Raw genomic sequence first — 17,033 nt, forward strand, 5'->3', positions numbered from 1 at the left:
CGGGCCTTTTTGTTGCAAGCTGCGCCAGCACCATCCTGCGCGTGGCCGCGGTCCGCATGGGGCGAGCAGGCGCATTTGCTGCGTTTTCCGGCCGCAGCATCACTGCCTCAATCCTGCGCCATTGCTTATCGATATTCGTCGAAGAAATTTATCGGTTTGGACGCAAGCCGGCTTGTCGCGCGGGTGTCATCACCCTAGCCTAGCCGCTCTCCAAGCTGGTGAAGTACGGGAGTACAAGAATGACGCGAGTGGCCATCGTAACGGGCGGAACCCGGGGTATCGGCGAAGCGATCTGCCTTGCCTTGCAGGAACAGGGACGAACCGTCGTTGCGAACTATGCGGGCAACGAGGAAAAGGCCAAGGCCTTTACCGAACGAACCGGAATCAAGGCCTACCGTTGGGACGTGGGCGATCACGAAGCGACGCTGGAAGGCTGCGCCCGCGTGGCGGCCGAAGTGGGCGCGATCGATATCGTGGTCAACAACGCCGGCATCACCCGCGATGGCGTGCTGCACAAGATGAGCTTCGATGACTGGAACGAGGTCATGCGCATCAACCTGGGCGGTTGCTTCAACATGGCGAAGGCCACGTTCCAGGGCATGCGTGATCGCGGTTGGGGCCGCATCGTCAACATCGGCTCGATCAACGGCCAAGCCGGCCAGTATGGCCAGGTCAACTATGCCGCAGCCAAATCCGGCATTCATGGCTTTACCAAGGCCCTGGCCCAGGAAGGCGCTAAGTATGGCGTGACGGTCAATGCCATCGCGCCGGGCTATATCGATACCGACATGGTCGCGGCGGTGCCGCCCGCCGTGCTGGAAAAGATCGTTGCCCGCATTCCCACCGGCCGCCTCGGCCAGGCCAGCGAAATCGCGCGTGGCGTTGCCTTCCTGACTTCGGAAGAGGGCGGCTTCGTTACCGGATCGACGATGTCGATCAATGGTGGCCAGCACATGTACTGATGTTTGACGGGCGGCACCGCGCGTGCCGCCCGTCGCCTGCGGCATGACCAGTCCCTATCATCCTCCGGTCAAGCGCTCGGTCGAAATTGCCGGGCACAAGACCTCGATCAGCCTGGAACCGCTGTTCTGGGATTGGCTGCGCCGCGCGGCAGAGGCTGAAGGCCTGCCGCTCAATGCGCTGGTCGCGCGAATCGATGCCGAACGCATTGCCAGCCCGACGCCGCCCGGCCTCGCCGGGGCGATTCGCCTGTGGCTGGCGGCGCAAGCCGTGGCAGCTGCGCGCAGCGATTGAGCGCGCGCAGCTCCACCACGTTTCCGGTCAATCGGCCGAATTCTCGCCGCGAATCTCGGTCAGCTTGCGTTCCCAGGCAATGGCGTGGGCAATGATCGTATCGAGATCGGCATAGCGCGGCACCCAGGGCAGCGTCGCCTTGATGCGGCTGTTGTCGGAAATCAGCGAGTCGGGATCGCCGGCGCGGCGGCCTTGCAGCACGCGCGTGATCTTCATGTTGGTCACTCGGTCCACCGCGTCGAGCACTTCCAGCACCGAGAAGCCCCGGCCATAGCCGCAGTTCATGGTAAGCGAGCGGGCCGGATCGGCGATCAACGCATCGAGCGCCAGGACGTGCGCATTGGCAAGGTCGGAGACGTGGATGTAATCGCGCACGCCGGTGCCGTCGGGCGTGGCGAAGTCGGTGCCGAACACGCCAACGCTCTCACGCTTGCCCAGGGCCGCCTCCACCGCCACCTTGATGAGATGCGTGGCCCCGGCCGTCGACTGGCCGGTGCGCGCCTGCGGATCGGCGCCGGCAACGTTGAAATAGCGCAGCACGCAGAAGTTGAGCGGATGCGCGCGCGCCGTGTCGGCCAGCATGATCTCGCTCATCAGCTTGGACATGCCATAGGGATTGATCGGCTGCTTGGCGCTGTCCTCGGTCACCGGCGACACTTCGGGCACGCCATAGGTGGCGGCGGTGGAGGAGAAGATGAAATGCTTCACGCCGCCGGTCACCGCCGCCTCGATCAGGCTGCGGGTCTTGGCCGTGTTGTTGTGGTAGTACTTGAGCGGATCGCTCACGGATTCCGGCACGATGATCGAGCCGGCGAAGTGCATGATCGCGCCGATATTCTGTTCGGCGATGATGCGGGCCAGCAGGTCCTGGTCGGCAATGTCACCCTGGTAGAACGCCACGCCATCGGGAATGGCAAAGCGAAATCCGGTTACCAGATTGTCGATCACCGTAACCGGCCAGCCGGCATCCTTGAGGGCCAGCACGGCGTGGCTGCCGATATAGCCTGCGCCGCCGGTAACAAGGACTGGAACTTTCGACATGATGCGAACCTTTTCTGGCGCTGGAGCCCCGCTGCCGAGGCCATGAAAGAGGAAGATGCAAAAGTTGTGGGCGTGCGGCCGCCCTAATCGATCCGGGCGCCGCCTTTCCACAGCGCCAGCACGCGCCCTTCGACCGGGCGGCGGTCGAACGGGGTGTTGCCAGCGCTTGCGGCCATCTTGTCGGAATTGACCACCCAGGGCCGGGTGGGATGGATCACGGCCAGATCGGCTTCTGCGCCCACCGCCAGGCGCCCGGCGTTGACGCCGAGCAGCGCGGCGGGATTGCCGGCCAGCAGGGCAAAGGCGCGGGCCATGTCGATCACGCCGTCGCGCACCAGGGTCAGCGTGAGCGGCAGCAGGGTTTCTGCGCCTGCCATCCCCGGCTCGGCATCGGCAAAGGGCAGGCGCTTGTCTTCTGGCCCGCGCGGGTCGTGGCCCGAGGCGATCACGTCGATCGTGCCATCGCCGATGGCCGCGATCACGGCCTTGCGATCGGCATCGGCACGCAGCGGTGGGGAAAAGCGGCAAAACGTGCGGAAATCGACCAGTTCGAGGTCCGACAGCATGAAGTGGGCCGGGGTAACGCCTGCCGTCACCTGCACGCCGCGCAGCTTGGCGGCGCGCACCAGATCGAGCGCCTTGGCGGTGGTCACCTGGCGGATGTGCAGGCGCGCGTCGGTCATTTCGGCCAGCGCGATATCACGCGCCACAGCCAGGCTTTCCGCCTCGGCCGGGGCAGAGGGCAGGCCCAGCCGCGTCGCCACTTCGCCGGCGGTGGCGACGGCATGGCCGGTGATGCCATCGTCCTCGGCATGGGTCACCACGACAAGGTCGAGCATCGCGCAGTAGGACAGGAGCCGCAGCATCACGCCCGAATCGGCGATCCAGCGGCGACCGGTGCTGACCGCGCGCGCCCCGGCATCACGCATCAGCGCCAGTTCGGCAAGTTCGGCACCTTCAAGCCCGCGCGTGGCAGCGGCGAGGGGGTGGACCCAGAAATCGGGCTTGCCCGATTGCGCGGCAAACCGCACCCGCGCCGGGTGATCAAGCGGCGGGCCCTGATCCGGCATCAGCGCGGCGCGGGTAATTCCGCCAAAATGAAACGCCGGCTTGTCGATCGCGAACACGCCCAGATCGACCAGGCCCGGCGCAACCAGCGCGCCGCGCGCATCGAACACGGCATCGCCATCCTGGGCCACGGCCTCGGCACCGAGCGCCACGATGCGCCCGCCCTGGCAGCGCAGATCGGCGGCCATCGGCTCTCCGGTGGGCAGGACCAGGCGCCCATTGGTGATGACAAGGGGTTGCGGCGTCATGCGTTTTCTCCGCCCAGCGGTTCCCAGCCGGGCAATTGCCGGGCGCGCCGGGTGAGCACTTCCAGGCAGGCCATGCGGATCGCCACGCCGCTTTCCACCTGGCGGGTGATCAGGCTGCGTTCGACATGATCGGCCACCTGGCTGTCGATTTCGATTCCGCGGTTCATCGGCCCGGGATGCATGACCAGCGCGCCCGCCTCGGCCTGGGCCAGGCGATCGAGCGACAGGCCATAGAGGTGGCGATATTCACGCGGGGAGGGGATGAACTGGCCCTGCATGCGCTCCATCTGCAGGCGCAGCATCATCACCACTTGCGCGCCTTTGAGCGCGGCGTCGAAATCGTGGAATACCTTGACGCCCATCACCTCGATTTCCGCCGGCATCAGCGCGGGCGGGGCGCAAACGCTCACCTCGCAGCCCAGCGCGGTCAGCGACAGGATGTTGGACCGCGCCACCCGGCTGTGCAGGATATCGCCGCAGATCGTCACGCGCAGACCGTTGAGATCGCTGCCTTTGGGCAGGCCCAGCGCATGGCGGATGGTCAGCGCATCGAGCAGCGCCTGGGTGGGGTGTTCGTGCTGGCCATCACCGGCGTTGAGCACCGGGCAATCGACCTTTTCGGCGATCAGCCGCACCGCGCCCGAGCTGGCATGTCGGATGACGATGGCGTCTGCCCGCATCGCGTTGAGCGTCATCGCCGTGTCGATCAGCGTTTCGCCCTTCTTCACGCTGGACGTGGCCGCGTGCATGTTGACCACGTCGGCGCCCAGCCGCTTGCCGGCGATTTCGAACGACAGCAGTGTGCGCGTGCTGTTTTCGAAAAAGGCGTTGATGATGGTCAGGCCCGAAAGCAGGTCGGCCCGCTTTTGCGACTGCCGGTTGAGTTCCACCCACTGCTCCGCCTCGTCCAGCAGGTAGAGGATCTCGTGCCGGGCAAGCTGGCCGATTCCGGTCAGATCGCGGTGGAGAAAGGCAAGGCCGCCCGCAGGATAGCTGCGCGCCGGGCTGGCTGACGAGGGGGATTGGCTCGATGGGTGCATCGAAGACCACGCCCTAGACCTGCGCGGCCTTCCCGACAAGTGTTTCGACTGGCGCGGGCCGCGCCGGCTGGCTAGATATCCCCCATGAAATTTGCCCGCTCGGTCTGGAAAGTCCTCGTCGCGATCAAGGATGGCCTTGTCCTCCTGTTCCTCCTGCTGTTCTTCTGGGCGCTCTATGCCGCGCTGACGCTGCGGCCCACGCCCGGCCAGGTCCGCGATGGCGCCCTGACCATCACGCTGGACGGCAGCGTGGTGGAAGAACGCAGCGCGCTGGCACCGGCGCAGCTGCTGCTGTCGGGAGAGGCGCCCGCCCACGAATTCCAGGCTCGCGACGTGGCCCGCGCAATCGAGACGGCGGCCGATGACAGCCGCATCAAGGCCGTGGTGATCGATCTGGAGCAGTTCACCGGCGGCCGTCAGGTGCACATGAGCCGAATCGGCGCGGCGATGGACAAGGTGCGCGCCGCGCATAAGCCGGTGCTGGTGCGCGCGCTGCTCTATACCGACGATGCGGTGCAGCTGGCGGCCCACGCCAGCGAGGCATGGGTCGATCCGATCGGCGGCGCGGTGGTCACCGGGCCAGGCGGTTCTCAGCTCTATTACAAGGCCTTGATGGACCGCTTCAAGGTCAAGGCGCACATCTTCAAGGTGGGCACCTACAAGTCTGCGGTGGAACCCTATGCCCGCAGCGATGCCTCACCCGAGGCCAAGGAGAACCTCTCCGCGATCTATGGCGCGCTGTGGTCGGCCTGGAAGGCGGAAGTGACCAAGGCGCGGCCCAAGGCCAATATCGACTTGGTCACGCGTGATCCGGCGCAATGGCTGGCGCAGAGCGGTGGCGACATGGCGCAGGCGGCGGTCAAGGCCGGGCTGGTCGACAAGGTGGGTGACAAGATCGCCTTCGGCAAGCGCGTGGGCGACCTGGTCGGCCATGATCCGGCGGCGGGCGAGGGCGGCTACAAGGGCTCTACCCTGGCGCAATATCTCGCCGACAAGCCCGCCCCGACGACTGGCAAGGCGATTGCCGTGGTCACCGTGGCCGGCACGATCGTCGATGGCGATGCCGGGCCGGGCTCGGCTGGCGGCACGCGCATTGCCAACCTGATCGACCAGGCCGTGGCCAGCGGCAACTACGCCGCGCTGGTGGTGCGGGTGGATTCGCCCGGCGGCTCGGTCACGGCAGCAGAGCGCATCCGTGCGGCGATTGCCCGGGCCCGCGCCAAGGGGCTGCCGGTCGCGGTCTCGATGGCCAACCTTGCGGCAAGCGGGGGCTATTGGGTCTCCACCCCGGCGCAGCGGGTGTTTGCCGAACCGGCGACGATCACCGGCTCGATCGGCGTATTTGCCGTTATCCCGAGCTTTGAGGACACGCTGGCGAGCTATGGCGTCACCGCGGACGGTGTGCGCACCACGCCGCTCTCGGGCCAGCCCGATGTGGTTGGCGGCCTCAGCCCGCAGTTCGAGGCGCTCTCGCAAGCGTCGGTTGAAAGCTATTATGCGCGGTTCCTGCGCCTGGTGGCCGATGCCCGGCACAAGAGCCCGCAGGATATCGACAAGATCGCGCAGGGCCGGGTGTGGGATGGCGGCACCGCGCGCCAGATCGGCCTGGTGGATCAGTTCGGTGAACTGGAAGATGCCGTGGCCTGGGCTGCCAAGGCCGCCAAGGCGGAAAGCTGGCATGCCGAATTTTTGGGCAGCAATCCCGGCGGCTGGCAGGGCTTCCTGTCGGGCCTGATGGGCGATGATGGCAGCACCGATAGCCGCGCGGCGGGCGATGTTACCGGTCTGCTTGCCCAGCGGCAGCAGGCACTGGGTTGGCGCGTGCTGGCCGATCTGGGCCGGCTCAACAGCACCGCAGGTGCGCAGGTCTATTGCCTGGAATGCGGCGGGACTGCGGCCGTGGCGCCGCCGCCCGCGGCCCAGGGCCTGATGGAGCAGGCGTCATGGCTGGCCTTGCTGGGCAAGCTGCTCTGACGCCTGCGTTGGAACCGATCAGTCCTGCGCCGGGAATTCGTCGGGGCTGATCGGATCGATCCGGTCTGGCGTTACCGGCGGGGTTTCGCTGGGCGGCGGTTCGGGGGTTTCCTGCGGGGTGATCGCCGGCGGAACGTCGGGCGGCGATTGCGGGTCGATGCGATCGGGCGGGGGTGTGCTGGCCATGGCAGATGCTCCTTGCGACCGGTCTGTTTTGCCGGACCTTTGCCACGCGAAAATCGCGCGGGCATGAACGGGCAACCGCGCGCCAGGGTGCTTGTTCCCCGCGTGGGCGCGCTTGTTCCAGGGGGAAAGCGCGCCGGGCTTGTGCTTTTCACCCGGCTGCGATAGGGGCACCGCTCGCTTTTTGCCGGATGCGGGCGTGGCGGAACTGGTAGACGCGCTGGATTTAGGTTCCAGTATCGCAAGATGTGGGGGTTCGAGTCCCTTCGCCCGCACCAGGGTTCACCCCCCGGCTTTGCACGGATTTTGAGGCGCCTGTCACGGCGTCAGTCGAGAAAGTTGGATCAGGATGCAGATCGTCGAAACCAGCAACGAGGGCCTGAAGCGCGCCTACGCCGTGACCATTCCGGCGGCGGACATTGCCGCGCGCGTGGAAGGTGAAATCAAGAAGATTGCCCCCCAGGTGCGCATGCCGGGCTTCCGCCCGGGCAAGGTGCCGGCCAACCTGGTCAAGAAGATGCACGGCCCGGCCCTGCACCAGGAAGCCCTGCAGACCACGATTCGCGAAGCGATGGACAAGCTGGTGGCCGACCACCAGCTGCGTCCCGCGATGCAGCCGGACGTGTCGCTGGGCGAAGGCTATGAAGAAGGCCAGGACGCAAAGCTGACCGTCAGCCTCGAAGTGCTGCCCAAGGTCGAAGCGCCCGCGCTCGATGGGCTCAAGCTCGACAAGCTGGTCGTGCCCGTGACCGAAGACCAGGTGGACGAAGCGGTGAACCGCATCGCCGCCGGCCAGAAGAAGTTCAGCGACGCTGCCGAAGGCGCGGAAGCCAAGGACGGCGACCAGCTGATCATCGACTTCCTCGGCAAGCTGGACGGCGAACCCTTCGAAGGTGGCGCGGCTGAAGACCAGGCGCTGGAAATCGGCGCTGGCCGCTTCATCCCCGGTTTCGAGGAACAGCTCGTTGGCGCCAAGGCCGGCGACGAAAAGGTCATTACCGTGACCTTCCCCGAGGACTATCCCGCCGCCAACCTGGCCGGCAAGGAAACCACCTTTGACATCACGGTCAAGGCGGTGAAGAATCCGGGTGAATTCGTTGCTGACGACGATTTCGCCAAGGCGCTGGGCCTGGAAAGCCTGGAACAGCTGCGTGGCCTGCTCAAGGGCCAGCTGGAGCAGGAAACTGCCGGCCTGACCCGCACCCAGATGAAGCGCGCCCTGCTCGACCAGCTGGCTGCCGGCCATGACTTCGACGTGCCGCCCTCGATGGTGGAAGCCGAATTCGAGCAGATCTGGCAGCAGCTGACCCAGGAAGCGCAGAACGAGGAAAACCCCGAGGAAGCGCTCAAGGAAATCGAAGCCGAGAAGGACGATTACCGCAAGATCGCCGAGCGTCGCGTGCGTCTGGGCCTGCTCCTGTCGGAAATCGGCCAGGCCAACGGTGTGGTCGTCACTGCGCAGGAAATGGAAATGCTGATCCGCCAGGCGGCCCAGCAGTACCGCGAACAGGATCGTCAGCGCTTCATCGACTATGTGCGCTCCGAGCCCCTGGCCGCTGCCCAGCTGCGCGCCCCGCTCTATGAAGACAAGGTCGTCGACTTCCTGTTCGACAAGGCCGAAGTCAGCGAGCGCGAAGTGACCCGCGAAGAGCTCCAGGCCGCGATTGAAGCCGAGGAAGGCGCCGCTGCCGCTCCGGCCGAAGCCAAGCCCGCCAAGAAGAAGGCGGCCAAGAAGGCCGAAGCCGAAACCGAAGCGGCTGGCGAAGCCGAAGAGGCCAAGCCCGCCAAGAAGGCTCCGGCCAAGAAGAAGGCTGCGGCCGACGCCGAGGCGGAACCCGCCGCTGAAGGCGAAGCCAAGCCCGCCAAGAAGAAGGCCGCCAAGAAGGCGACCGCCGAAGGCGAAGACGCCTGATCCAGCGCCACACGGCCTGATCAAGAAACAAAAATGGGGCGCTGCCGGCAACGGTGGCGCCCCGTTTGCTTTTAGGTGTTTGCCCTCAGGCATCATGCGGATTGGCGCGGTGATTCCTGGCATGAGAGAATCGGTCACATCGGAACCCGGGGGGATCTGCCGATGCATACCGTGCGCAATCGCAAGGGCGCTCGATCCGGCCAGCGTGTGCCGGCCAAGGCGCCAGTTTCATCTGCCGTTCCGCCAACTGCCGGTCCGCCAGCAGTCAGTCCGCCTGCCGCCAAGGCCGCCAGCAAGCGGGCCAAGGCCGATTTTACCCGGCCATTCCTGCTGGCCCAGGCTGCCACGCCGGCCTTTCCGTCCGATCTCATCCTGCCGCCCCGTCGTGGCGCGATCATCACCACGGCGGCCTGGCCGGCGGGGATGATTCCGCCCGCACTGCCCGCCACGCCGCCGCTGCGCGCGCCGTTCATCGCGCCGCGCGGGCCGGCCACCATACCGCAAGGGCAGCCCGATCGTGATCGGCCAGGTCACGATTCGCGTCGCCAAGAGCCGCCGCGCAAGGCGCCGCATCGCGATCTGCCGCCCCGCCCGGGCACCCGCACCGCGCGCAAGGCGCAGCGTCGCGCGATGATCACCGCCGAACACGCGCGCCGCTCCGCGGCTGCCACACCGGAAGTCGCGGCCGCTTGTGCGCCGCCGGCCGAGATGCCTGCCGCGCAGCCACTGCTGCAGCCTTCGCCGCCTGGTGTGCACTGGGTAGCGCCCGATGATCGCAGCCCCCTGCCGCGCCATCGCGCGCCGGCCGTGCCGCGCCCGGGCCTGCTCGATGCCATGGCCGCCAGCCTGGGCGACGCGGGCCGCTTCCTGGCAAGGTTGCTGCCGGGAAGCAGGCGCAGCCGCGAGTTGCGCGAGCGGGTGGCCCGAACCGAGGCCCGCCTGCGGGCGATGGAAGCACAACTGGCTGCACTCGAAGCCCTGCGGGCGCGGGTGCAGGTCTGACCACGCGGCGAAAGCCGCCCGAATCTGGCCCACTATCCACGCATTCCCGCGCATTCGCGGTTAATGCCCTTGAACATCCTTTGCTGGCACGCGACATAGGCCATCGCAACCAGATGAGGATTCCCATGCTCGACGTGTTCGGCAGCAGCTCTGCCCAAGGAAAGTTCCACGCTGATCCGGTGACTGGCGCGCTCGTCCCGGTCGTCGTCGAGCAGACCAGCCGTGGCGAACGCAGCTTCGACATTTTCAGCCGCCTGCTGCGCGAACGCATCGTGTTCGTGACTGGCCAGGTGGAAGACCACATGGCGTCACTGATCGTGGCCCAGCTCCTGTTCCTCGAGTCGGAAAACCCCTCGAAGGACATTTCGATGTACATCAACTCGCCCGGTGGCGTGGTGACGGCGGGCATGGCGATCCATGATACCATGCAGTACATCCGCCCGCGCGTGTCGACCGTGTGCATCGGCCAGGCCTGCTCGATGGGCAGCTTCCTGCTCGCCGCGGGCGAACCGGGCATGCGCATCGCGCTGCCGCATGCGCGAATCATGATCCACCAGCCTTCGGGCGGAGCGCAGGGCATGGCTTCGGATATCGAGATCCAGGCCCGCGAAATCCTGCGTATCAAGAAGCGCATGAACGACCTCTATGTGAAGTACACCGGCAAGAGCCTGGAAGAGGTCGAGAAGGCGATGGACCGCGATACCTTCCTCGAAGCGGACGAGGCTCTGGCCTTCGGTCTGGTCGACAAGGTGTTCGAATCGCGTCCCCAATCTGAACAGGTCGGCGTCGAAAGCGGCACCGGCGGGGCGCCTTCGGCCTGATTTTCTCTTCTGTCCCGGCTCCTTAAGCGTTGCGAAAGGAGCCGCGTGGCAGATACCATCACCTCGTTTCGTGTCCGGTTGATTAATACCCTTGGGGTAGTAGGATAGCCGGGCCCGCCCCTCGTGGAGGGGCGCCTGGGATTGAAGAATGACAAAGCTTTCCGGATCGGACTCTAAAAGCACGCTCTACTGCAGCTTCTGCGGCAAATCGCAGCATGAGGTGCGCAAGCTCATTGCCGGGCCGACGGTCTTTATCTGCGATGAGTGTGTCGAGTTGTGCAACGACATCATCCGGGAAGAGACCAAGCAGGGCATCGCCGGCAAGAAGGACGGTGGCGTTCCCACGCCGCGCGACATCTTCGAGACGCTCAATGATTATGTGATCGGCCAGGACCGCGCCAAGCGCGTGCTCTCGGTGGCGGTGCACAATCACTACAAGCGCCTGAAGCACAGCGGCAAGGGTGGCGACATCGAGCTGTCGAAGTCCAACATTCTGCTCGTTGGCCCCACCGGCTCGGGCAAGACGCTGCTGGCCCAGACGCTCGCCAAGACGTTCGACGTGCCGTTCACCATGGCCGACGCTACCACGCTGACCGAAGCGGGCTACGTGGGCGAGGACGTGGAGAACATCATCCTCAAGCTGCTGCAGGCCAGCGACTACAACGTCGAGAAGGCCCAGCACGGCATCGTCTACATCGACGAGATCGACAAGATCAGCCGCAAGGCCGAGAACCCGTCGATCACGCGCGACGTGTCGGGCGAAGGCGTGCAGCAGGCGCTGCTCAAGCTGATGGAAGGCACCACGGCTTCGGTGCCGCCGCAGGGTGGGCGCAAGCATCCGCAGCAGGAATTCCTGCAGGTGGACACGACCAATATCCTGTTTATCTGCGGCGGCGCCTTTGCCGGCCTGGAAAAGATCATCGCCGATCGCCTGCAGAAGCGTTCGATCGGTTTCGGCGCCCATGTCGCCGATCCCGACAAGCGCCGCGTGGGCGAACTGCTGCAGAAGGCAGAGCCGGAAGATCTTCAGAAGTTCGGCCTCATCCCCGAATTCATCGGCCGTCTGCCGGTCATCGCCACGCTCAACGATCTTGATGTGGCGGCCCTGGTGCAGATCCTGCGCGAACCCAAGAACGCGCTGGTCAAGCAATATGCCAAGCTGTTCGAGCTGGAAGACGTTACGCTGACCTTCACCGACGAGGCACTGGAAGCGATCGCCAAGAAGGCCATCGAACGCAAGACCGGCGCGCGTGGCCTGCGCTCGATCGTCGAAGGCCTGCTGCTCGACACCATGTTCGATCTGCCCACGCTCGACGGCGTGACCGAAGTGGTGGTGGACAAGGACGTGGTCGATGGCCGCAAGGAGCCGGTCCAGGTCCTCAAGGGCAAGGAACAGGCGGCCTGAGGCTTTCCGTCTCGGAGCTATGAAAAACCCCCGCTGGCGACAGCGGGGGTTTTTGTTTGGGGCAAGCTCAGCAGGCTTGTTGCGCTTGCGCCCGAGCACGCGAGGAAAGGGGAGCCAAACCCAAAACACCTCGCCCGTTCGCCCTGAGCTTGTCGAAGGGCGCCAGCACGACGCGCCCTGTCAGAGGGCTTCGACAAGCTCAGCCCGAACGGACTTCAATCACTGCTGTCTGGGCTTTAGCCCTCGATACCCAGTTCGGTCAGCAGGAACGCGAATTCCTCGGCCGCTTCCTTGAGGCTTTCAAAGCGGCCGGATTTGCCGCCGTGGCCCGCGCCCATGTTGGTCTTGAAGATCAGCGGATTGCTGTCGGTTTTCAATTCGCGCAGGCGCGCGACCCACTTGGCCGGCTCCCAATAGGTCACGCGCGGATCGTTAAGGCCGGCGGTGACCATCAGTGGCGGATAGGCCTGCGGCTTGACCTGGTCATAGGGCGAATAGGACCGGATCAGGTGAAACGCGGCCGCATCGTCGATCGGGTTGCCCCATTCCGGCCATTCGCCCGGCGTGAGCGGCAGGCTTTCGTCGAGCATCGTGGCGAGCACGTCGACAAACGGCACATCGGCCACGACCGCGCCAAACAGGTCGGGCGCCTGGTTGATCACTGCGCCCATCAGCTCGCCGCCGGCCGAACCGCCCGAGGCGGAAATCCGCCCCGCCGTGGTAAAGCCATGGTCGATCAGGCCACGGGCCACGTCGATGAAATCGTTGAACGTGTTGGTGCGCGCGTCCAGCTTGCCGGCCTTGTACCAGCCCCGGCCCAGATCATCGCCGCCGCGAATGTGGGCAATGGCATAGGCCATGCCGCGATCGAGCAGTGAGAGGCGCGTGGTGGAAAAGCCCGGCCCGATGGCAATGCCATAGGCGCCATAGCCATAGAGATGCAGCGGCCCGCCGGCTGGGCGATCCTTGCGCCACACCACCGATACCGGCACCAGCGTGCCATCGCGGGCAGGGATATCGAGCCGCGCCGTTTCATAGCGGCTGGCGTCATAGCCCGACGGGATTTCCTGCACCTTCAGGCGCGTGAGGGTGCGGCTGGGCACGTCATAGTCAAAGACCGAAGACGGGCTGACCATCGATTCGTAGCCCACGCGCAGCGTCTGCGTGGCCCATTCCGGGTTGTCCCCCAGGCTGGCTTCATAGCTCGCCTCGGGAAAGGCGATCGGCTCGATCCGCGCGGGATCGTCGTAATAGCGCACCTCGATGCGATCGAGCCCGCGCACGCGTCCCTCGACGACATAGAAATCGCGGAACAGTTCAAACCCGGTGAGATAGAAATCGTCACTGCCGGCGATCAGCGTGGTCCAATCGGCGGGATCGGCCAGCGGCGCCGTGGCGAGGCGGAAATTCTCGTGGGTGTCGTTGGTGTGGACGAACAGCATCTCCCCGTGCAGGTCCACGTCGTATTCCACGCCCTTTTCGCGCGGACGCACCAGGATCGGCGCCTGGAGCGGATCATCGGCCGGGATCAGGCGCACTTCGCTGGTTTCGTGGTCGCCGGTCGATACGATCAGCCACTTCTCGTTGGCGGAAAGCGCGGCGCCGGCGCGAAAGCCCTCGTCGTCCTCATGGTAGAGCTCCACGTCCTGGTCGAGCGGCTGGCCCAGCCAGTGCAGGCGCACGTTGTCGGTGCGCCAGTTCTCGTTGGCGAGGCTATAGACCAGCCCCGTATCGCCCTTTACCCAGATCAGGCCTGAATTGGTGCCGGGGATTTCGTCGGGCAGGATCTCTCCGCTGGCGATCACCTTGATCTGCGCGGTGAAGCGCTCGGAGCCGTTATCGTCCACCGACCAGGCCAGCAGGCGCCCATCGTTGGACACCGAGATGGCACCCAGGCGGAAATAGTCATGGCCCTGCGCCAGGGCCACTTCGTCGAGAAGCAGCTCGTCGGCGCTGCCGTCGTCGGCCGCGTCGATCGGCCGGCGCCACCACTTCTTGTATTCCGCGCCCTCCTCGTACTCGATCCAGTAGACCCAGTTGCCGTCCTTTTGCGGCACGGACTTGTCCGCTTCCTTGATGCGTCCGCGCATTTCGGCAAAGAGCTGGTCGATCAGCGGCTGGCGCGGGGCCATATGCGCCTGGAACCAGGCGTTTTCCGCCTCGAGATGGGCCAGGATTTCGGGATCCTTGACCTCGGGATAGCCGGGATCGCGCAACCAGGCGTAATCGTCGGTGATCGTCACGCCATGATGGCTGATGCTGTGCGGCTTTTTTGCGGCAACGGGGGGCTGGGCGGCGATAGGGGTGGCTGCGGTCATCTCCGCCATCTATGGTGCCTGTGCCCGGCCTGCAAGGCGCGCCTCTGGCGTCTGCCGCATCAGGTGGTTACAATGCCAACCAGTTACCTGCCCATTACGCCCAAGGACGCCCCGCCATGTTGATGCAAACCCACGAAGCCCGCCTGGAAGCACTGCGCGCCGAGCTGGGACGACGCGGGCTCGACGGCTTCGTCATCCCGATTTCCGACGAGCACATGAGCGAATATGTCGGCGGCTATGCACAGCGGCTGGGCTGGCTCACCGGCTTTGGCGGATCGGCCGGCACGGCGGTGGTGCTCAAGGATCGTGCGGCGATCTTCGTCGATGGGCGCTATACCATCCAGGTGCGCGAGCAGGTGGACGGGCGGCTCTATGAGTACCAGTCGGTGCCCCAGACCAGCCCGGCGGCCTGGCTGGGCGAGCATGCGGCGCGCGGCGCGCGCATCGGCTATGATGCCTGGCTGCATGCCAAGCCCTGGGCCGATGGCGTGGCCAAGGCGCTGGAAGCCAAGGGCGCCAGCCTGGTGGCGGTGGACAGCAACCCGATCGACGCTGTGTGGCAGGACCGGCCCGCGCCCTCGGCGGCGCTGGCCGTGCCCCATGCCGATGCCCATGCCGGGCAGAGCGTCGCTGAAAAGCGCGCCATGCTGGCGCAGTGGCTGACGGACAACGGTGCCGATGCGGCAGTGGTGACCGCGCTCGATGGCGTGGCCTGGTTGCTCAACATGCGCGGCGCCGATGTCGATCGCACGCCGGTGGCACTGTCGTTCGTGGTGGCCCATGCCGATGGTACAGTCGATCTGTTCATTGCGCCCGAAAAGGTTGATGCCGCGCTCGTGGCGCACCTGGGCAATGCCGTGCGCGTACAGGATCGCGCGGCATTCGTGCCGGCACTGACGGCGCTGGCGGGCAAGACCGTGGCGGTGGACCCGGAACGCGCGGTCGCGGCTGTGTTCCACGCGCTGGAAGGGGCGGGAGCGCGGGTTCTCACGCTCACCGATCCCACCGTGCTGCCCAAGGCGCGGAAGAACCCGGTTGAACAGGCCGGCCACCGCGCTGCCCAGGCGCGTGACGGGGCGGCGGTGAGCCGGTTCCTGCACTGGCTGTCGGTGGCTGCACCCAAGGGCGGTGAAACCGAACTTTCCGCTGCCGCGCGCCTCCATGCCGAGCGGGAGAAGACCGGCCTGCTCAAGGACCTGTCGTTCGATACGATTTCGGGCGCGGGCCCCAATGCGGCGATCCCGCACTATCGCGTGGACGAACAGTCCAACCGCGCGATTGCGCCGGGCAGCGTCTATCTGGTCGATTCGGGCGGGCAGTATCTCGATGGCACCACCGATATCACCCGCACGGTGTGGATCGGGCCGGGCGAGGCGCCGGCCGAGGTCAAGGACCGCTTCACCCGCGTGCTCAAGGGCCATATCGCGCTGGACCAGGCGGTTTTTCCGCAGGGCACGCCTGGTGGCGCGCTCGACAGCTTTGCCCGCCAGTTCCTGTGGGCGGCCGGCCTCGATTATGCCCATGGCACCGGCCATGGCGTGGGCAGCTTCCTGGCGGTGCATGAAGGGCCGCAGCGCATTGCCAAGGCATCGGGCGCGCAGGCCGGTACCGGGCAGGGCCTGCTGCCCGGCATGATCCTGTCCAACGAGCCGGGCTATTACAAGGCGGGCGAATACGGCATCCGCATCGAGAACCTGATCCTGGTGGAAGAGCGCATGATCGCCGGCGCGGAAGGCGCGTTCTGTGGGTTCGAGACGCTTACCTTCGTCCCGATTGACCGCGCACTGGTGGATGTTGCCCTGCTGACCCCGGCCGAGCGGGTGTGGTGGAACGACTATCACGCGCGCACCCAGGCGCTGCTGGCGCCGCTGCTCGAGGGTGAAGATCGCGCCTGGCTGGAGGCTGCCTGCGCGCCCATCTGATCTTGCGATTGGCTGTGTTCATGATACGTTCTTGTGGTGGCGACTCGCTGCAAGGAGAGCGATGATGATCGGTTATGTTACCCTCGGAACCAACGATCTGGAGCGGGCGGCACCGTTCTACGACGCGCTTGCGGCCGAACTGGGCACGGGGCGCATGTTCGAATGGCCCGGGGCGATTGCCTGGGGTACGGCCGGTGGCGCCGCCGGGGTGGCGCTGATGAAGCCGTTCGATGGCCAGCCGGCCACCGTGGGCAATGGCGTCATGGTCGCATTCGAGGCCAAGGAGCCGGTGCAGGTCGATCGGCTGCATGCCCTGGCCCTGGCAAATGGCGGCAGCTGTGAAGGTGCCCCTGGCCCGCGCGGTGACGGCGGGTTCTATGCCGCCTATTTTCGTGATCCCGATGGTAACAAGCTCAATGCCTTCGTGATGGGCACGTCCTGAGCCGCATAACCCGGCACAGCGGCGCGGGCGGGGAAGGGGGCTTCGCGCCGTTTGCCGTGAATGTATCGGTCTTATTTCACGGCCTGGACAATCACCCGCCACAATTGCCGGAGATGCGGCGGCTTTGGCGGTTTCCACCGAGCATTTTACTATTTTAAGTTATTGTTTTGGATAGATAGTTGGGTCAGGCGGGAAGAGTGGTCCCCTGCCGAAATGATGCGACAATTGGCGACAAAATACCCCCTGTCCCGACATAATCGCGCGACATCCACGGCCTATACAATGAGCCATGGAAGCTGCGGTGCCCGCCACTTCAGTCCCCACGGCCGGAAGGGGTGTCCCTCCCCCTTAGTCCCTAGCCTCTTTCGGCATGGCGGCGCCGCAGCTTCCTCATCCCCCAGGT

General features: G+C 65.7%; 14 protein-coding genes and 1 tRNA gene. 10 read left to right on the forward strand and 5 right to left on the reverse strand.

The features are described from left to right. Positions 1-239: 239 nt before the first annotated feature. Together phbB and C8K14_RS12165 are read left to right on the forward strand one after the other, a co-directional pair. Positions 240-962: an acetoacetyl-CoA reductase gene (gene phbB, locus C8K14_RS12160; protein ID WP_062787004.1), complete on the forward strand. Its 723-nt coding sequence runs from the start codon at positions 240-242 to the stop codon at positions 960-962. Positions 963-1,005: 43 nt separating this feature from the next. Further along, positions 1,006-1,254, forward strand: coding sequence for a ribbon-helix-helix domain-containing protein (locus tag C8K14_RS12165; RefSeq protein ID WP_028657920.1), 249 nt, complete (start codon positions 1,006-1,008; stop codon positions 1,252-1,254). Positions 1,255-1,281: 27 nt separating this feature from the next. Here the strand turns inward: C8K14_RS12165 and galE are convergent, their stop codons facing one another. From galE to C8K14_RS12180, 3 genes are all read right to left on the reverse strand, one after another. Next, positions 1,282-2,295, reverse strand: a complete 1,014-nt coding sequence (gene galE / locus C8K14_RS12170; RefSeq protein ID WP_107716863.1) for a UDP-glucose 4-epimerase GalE — start codon at positions 2,293-2,295, stop codon at positions 1,282-1,284. 83 nt (positions 2,296-2,378) lie between these two features. Next, positions 2,379-3,611: a dihydroorotase family protein gene (locus C8K14_RS12175; protein WP_107716864.1), complete on the reverse strand. Its 1,233-nt coding sequence runs from the start codon at positions 3,609-3,611 to the stop codon at positions 2,379-2,381. After that, a complete protein-coding gene (locus C8K14_RS12180; protein ID WP_107716865.1) occupies positions 3,608-4,651 on the reverse strand; it encodes an aspartate carbamoyltransferase catalytic subunit in 1,044 nt (347 codons plus the stop codon). Before C8K14_RS12180 ends, C8K14_RS12175 begins: the two co-directional genes overlap by 4 nt. An 84-nt stretch (positions 4,652-4,735) precedes the next feature. Here C8K14_RS12180 and sppA point away from each other — a divergent pair, with 84 nt between their 5' ends. Beyond that, a complete protein-coding gene (gene sppA / locus C8K14_RS12185; RefSeq protein WP_107716866.1) occupies positions 4,736-6,625 on the forward strand; it encodes a signal peptide peptidase SppA in 1,890 nt (629 codons plus the stop codon). 18 nt (positions 6,626-6,643) lie between these two features. On the opposite strand, the gene C8K14_RS22870 is transcribed toward sppA, so the two are convergent. Continuing rightward, positions 6,644-6,811, reverse strand: coding sequence for a hypothetical protein (locus tag C8K14_RS22870; protein WP_166643352.1), 168 nt, complete (start codon positions 6,809-6,811; stop codon positions 6,644-6,646). Positions 6,812-7,001: 190 nt separating this feature from the next. Here C8K14_RS22870 and C8K14_RS12190 point away from each other — a divergent pair. From C8K14_RS12190 to clpX, 5 genes are all read left to right on the forward strand, one after another. Continuing rightward, a tRNA-Leu gene (locus tag C8K14_RS12190) sits at positions 7,002-7,086 on the forward strand. Between the two features lie 71 nt (positions 7,087-7,157). Further along, positions 7,158-8,720 carry a trigger factor gene (gene tig / locus C8K14_RS12195; RefSeq protein WP_054132274.1) on the forward strand — a complete coding sequence of 521 codons (1,563 nt, stop codon included), beginning with the start codon at positions 7,158-7,160 and terminating at the stop codon, positions 8,718-8,720. A 162-nt stretch (positions 8,721-8,882) separates the two neighbouring features. After that, a complete protein-coding gene (locus tag C8K14_RS12200; RefSeq protein ID WP_107716867.1) occupies positions 8,883-9,722 on the forward strand; it encodes a hypothetical protein in 840 nt (279 codons plus the stop codon). Between the two features lie 125 nt (positions 9,723-9,847). Next, positions 9,848-10,543, forward strand: a complete 696-nt coding sequence (gene clpP / locus C8K14_RS12205) for an ATP-dependent Clp endopeptidase proteolytic subunit ClpP (RefSeq protein ID WP_022678078.1) — start codon at positions 9,848-9,850, stop codon at positions 10,541-10,543. Between the two features lie 148 nt (positions 10,544-10,691). Next, positions 10,692-11,948 (forward strand): ATP-dependent Clp protease ATP-binding subunit ClpX, encoded by a 1,257-nt coding sequence (gene clpX, locus C8K14_RS12210; RefSeq protein ID WP_022678079.1) that lies wholly within the window; start codon positions 10,692-10,694, stop codon positions 11,946-11,948. 236 nt (positions 11,949-12,184) lie between these two features. Here the strand turns inward: clpX and C8K14_RS12215 are convergent, their stop codons facing one another. Continuing rightward, positions 12,185-14,275 carry a S9 family peptidase gene (locus C8K14_RS12215; protein WP_107716868.1) on the reverse strand — a complete coding sequence of 697 codons (2,091 nt, stop codon included), beginning with the start codon at positions 14,273-14,275 and terminating at the stop codon, positions 12,185-12,187. Positions 14,276-14,388: 113 nt separating this feature from the next. Between C8K14_RS12215 and C8K14_RS12220 the strand changes: the two genes are divergently transcribed. Continuing rightward, a complete protein-coding gene (locus C8K14_RS12220; RefSeq protein ID WP_107716920.1) occupies positions 14,389-16,188 on the forward strand; it encodes an aminopeptidase P family protein in 1,800 nt (599 codons plus the stop codon). A gap of 64 nt (positions 16,189-16,252) precedes the next feature. Next, positions 16,253-16,630 carry a VOC family protein gene (locus C8K14_RS12225; protein ID WP_107716921.1) on the forward strand — a complete coding sequence of 126 codons (378 nt, stop codon included), beginning with the start codon at positions 16,253-16,255 and terminating at the stop codon, positions 16,628-16,630. Positions 16,631-17,033 lie beyond the last annotated feature (403 nt).

The organism is Novosphingobium sp. GV079 (genome assembly GCF_003058045.1).
GTDB classification, from domain to species: domain Bacteria; phylum Pseudomonadota; class Alphaproteobacteria; order Sphingomonadales; family Sphingomonadaceae; genus Novosphingobium; species Novosphingobium capsulatum.

Excerpts from the sequence above, each read along its gene's own strand:
- phbB (WP_062787004.1), top strand. The coding sequence starts at position 240 with ATGACGCGAGTGGCCATCGTAACGGGCGGAACCCGGGGTATCGGCGAA.
- C8K14_RS12165 (WP_028657920.1), top strand. The coding sequence starts at position 1,006 with ATGACCAGTCCCTATCATCCTCCGGTCAAGCGCTCGGTCGAAATTGCC.
- galE (WP_107716863.1), bottom strand. The coding sequence starts at position 2,295 with ATGTCGAAAGTTCCAGTCCTTGTTACCGGCGGCGCAGGCTATATCGGC.
- C8K14_RS12175 (WP_107716864.1), bottom strand. The coding sequence starts at position 3,611 with ATGACGCCGCAACCCCTTGTCATCACCAATGGGCGCCTGGTCCTGCCC.
- C8K14_RS12180 (WP_107716865.1), bottom strand. The coding sequence starts at position 4,651 with ATGCACCCATCGAGCCAATCCCCCTCGTCAGCCAGCCCGGCGCGCAGC.
- sppA (WP_107716866.1), top strand. The coding sequence starts at position 4,736 with ATGAAATTTGCCCGCTCGGTCTGGAAAGTCCTCGTCGCGATCAAGGAT.
- C8K14_RS22870 (WP_166643352.1), bottom strand. The coding sequence starts at position 6,811 with ATGGCCAGCACACCCCCGCCCGATCGCATCGACCCGCAATCGCCGCCC.
- tig (WP_054132274.1), top strand. The coding sequence starts at position 7,158 with ATGCAGATCGTCGAAACCAGCAACGAGGGCCTGAAGCGCGCCTACGCC.
- C8K14_RS12200 (WP_107716867.1), top strand. The coding sequence starts at position 8,883 with ATGCATACCGTGCGCAATCGCAAGGGCGCTCGATCCGGCCAGCGTGTG.
- clpP (WP_022678078.1), top strand. The coding sequence starts at position 9,848 with ATGCTCGACGTGTTCGGCAGCAGCTCTGCCCAAGGAAAGTTCCACGCT.
- clpX (WP_022678079.1), top strand. The coding sequence starts at position 10,692 with ATGACAAAGCTTTCCGGATCGGACTCTAAAAGCACGCTCTACTGCAGC.
- C8K14_RS12215 (WP_107716868.1), bottom strand. The coding sequence starts at position 14,275 with ATGGCGGAGATGACCGCAGCCACCCCTATCGCCGCCCAGCCCCCCGTT.
- C8K14_RS12220 (WP_107716920.1), top strand. The coding sequence starts at position 14,389 with ATGCAAACCCACGAAGCCCGCCTGGAAGCACTGCGCGCCGAGCTGGGA.
- C8K14_RS12225 (WP_107716921.1), top strand. The coding sequence starts at position 16,253 with ATGATCGGTTATGTTACCCTCGGAACCAACGATCTGGAGCGGGCGGCA.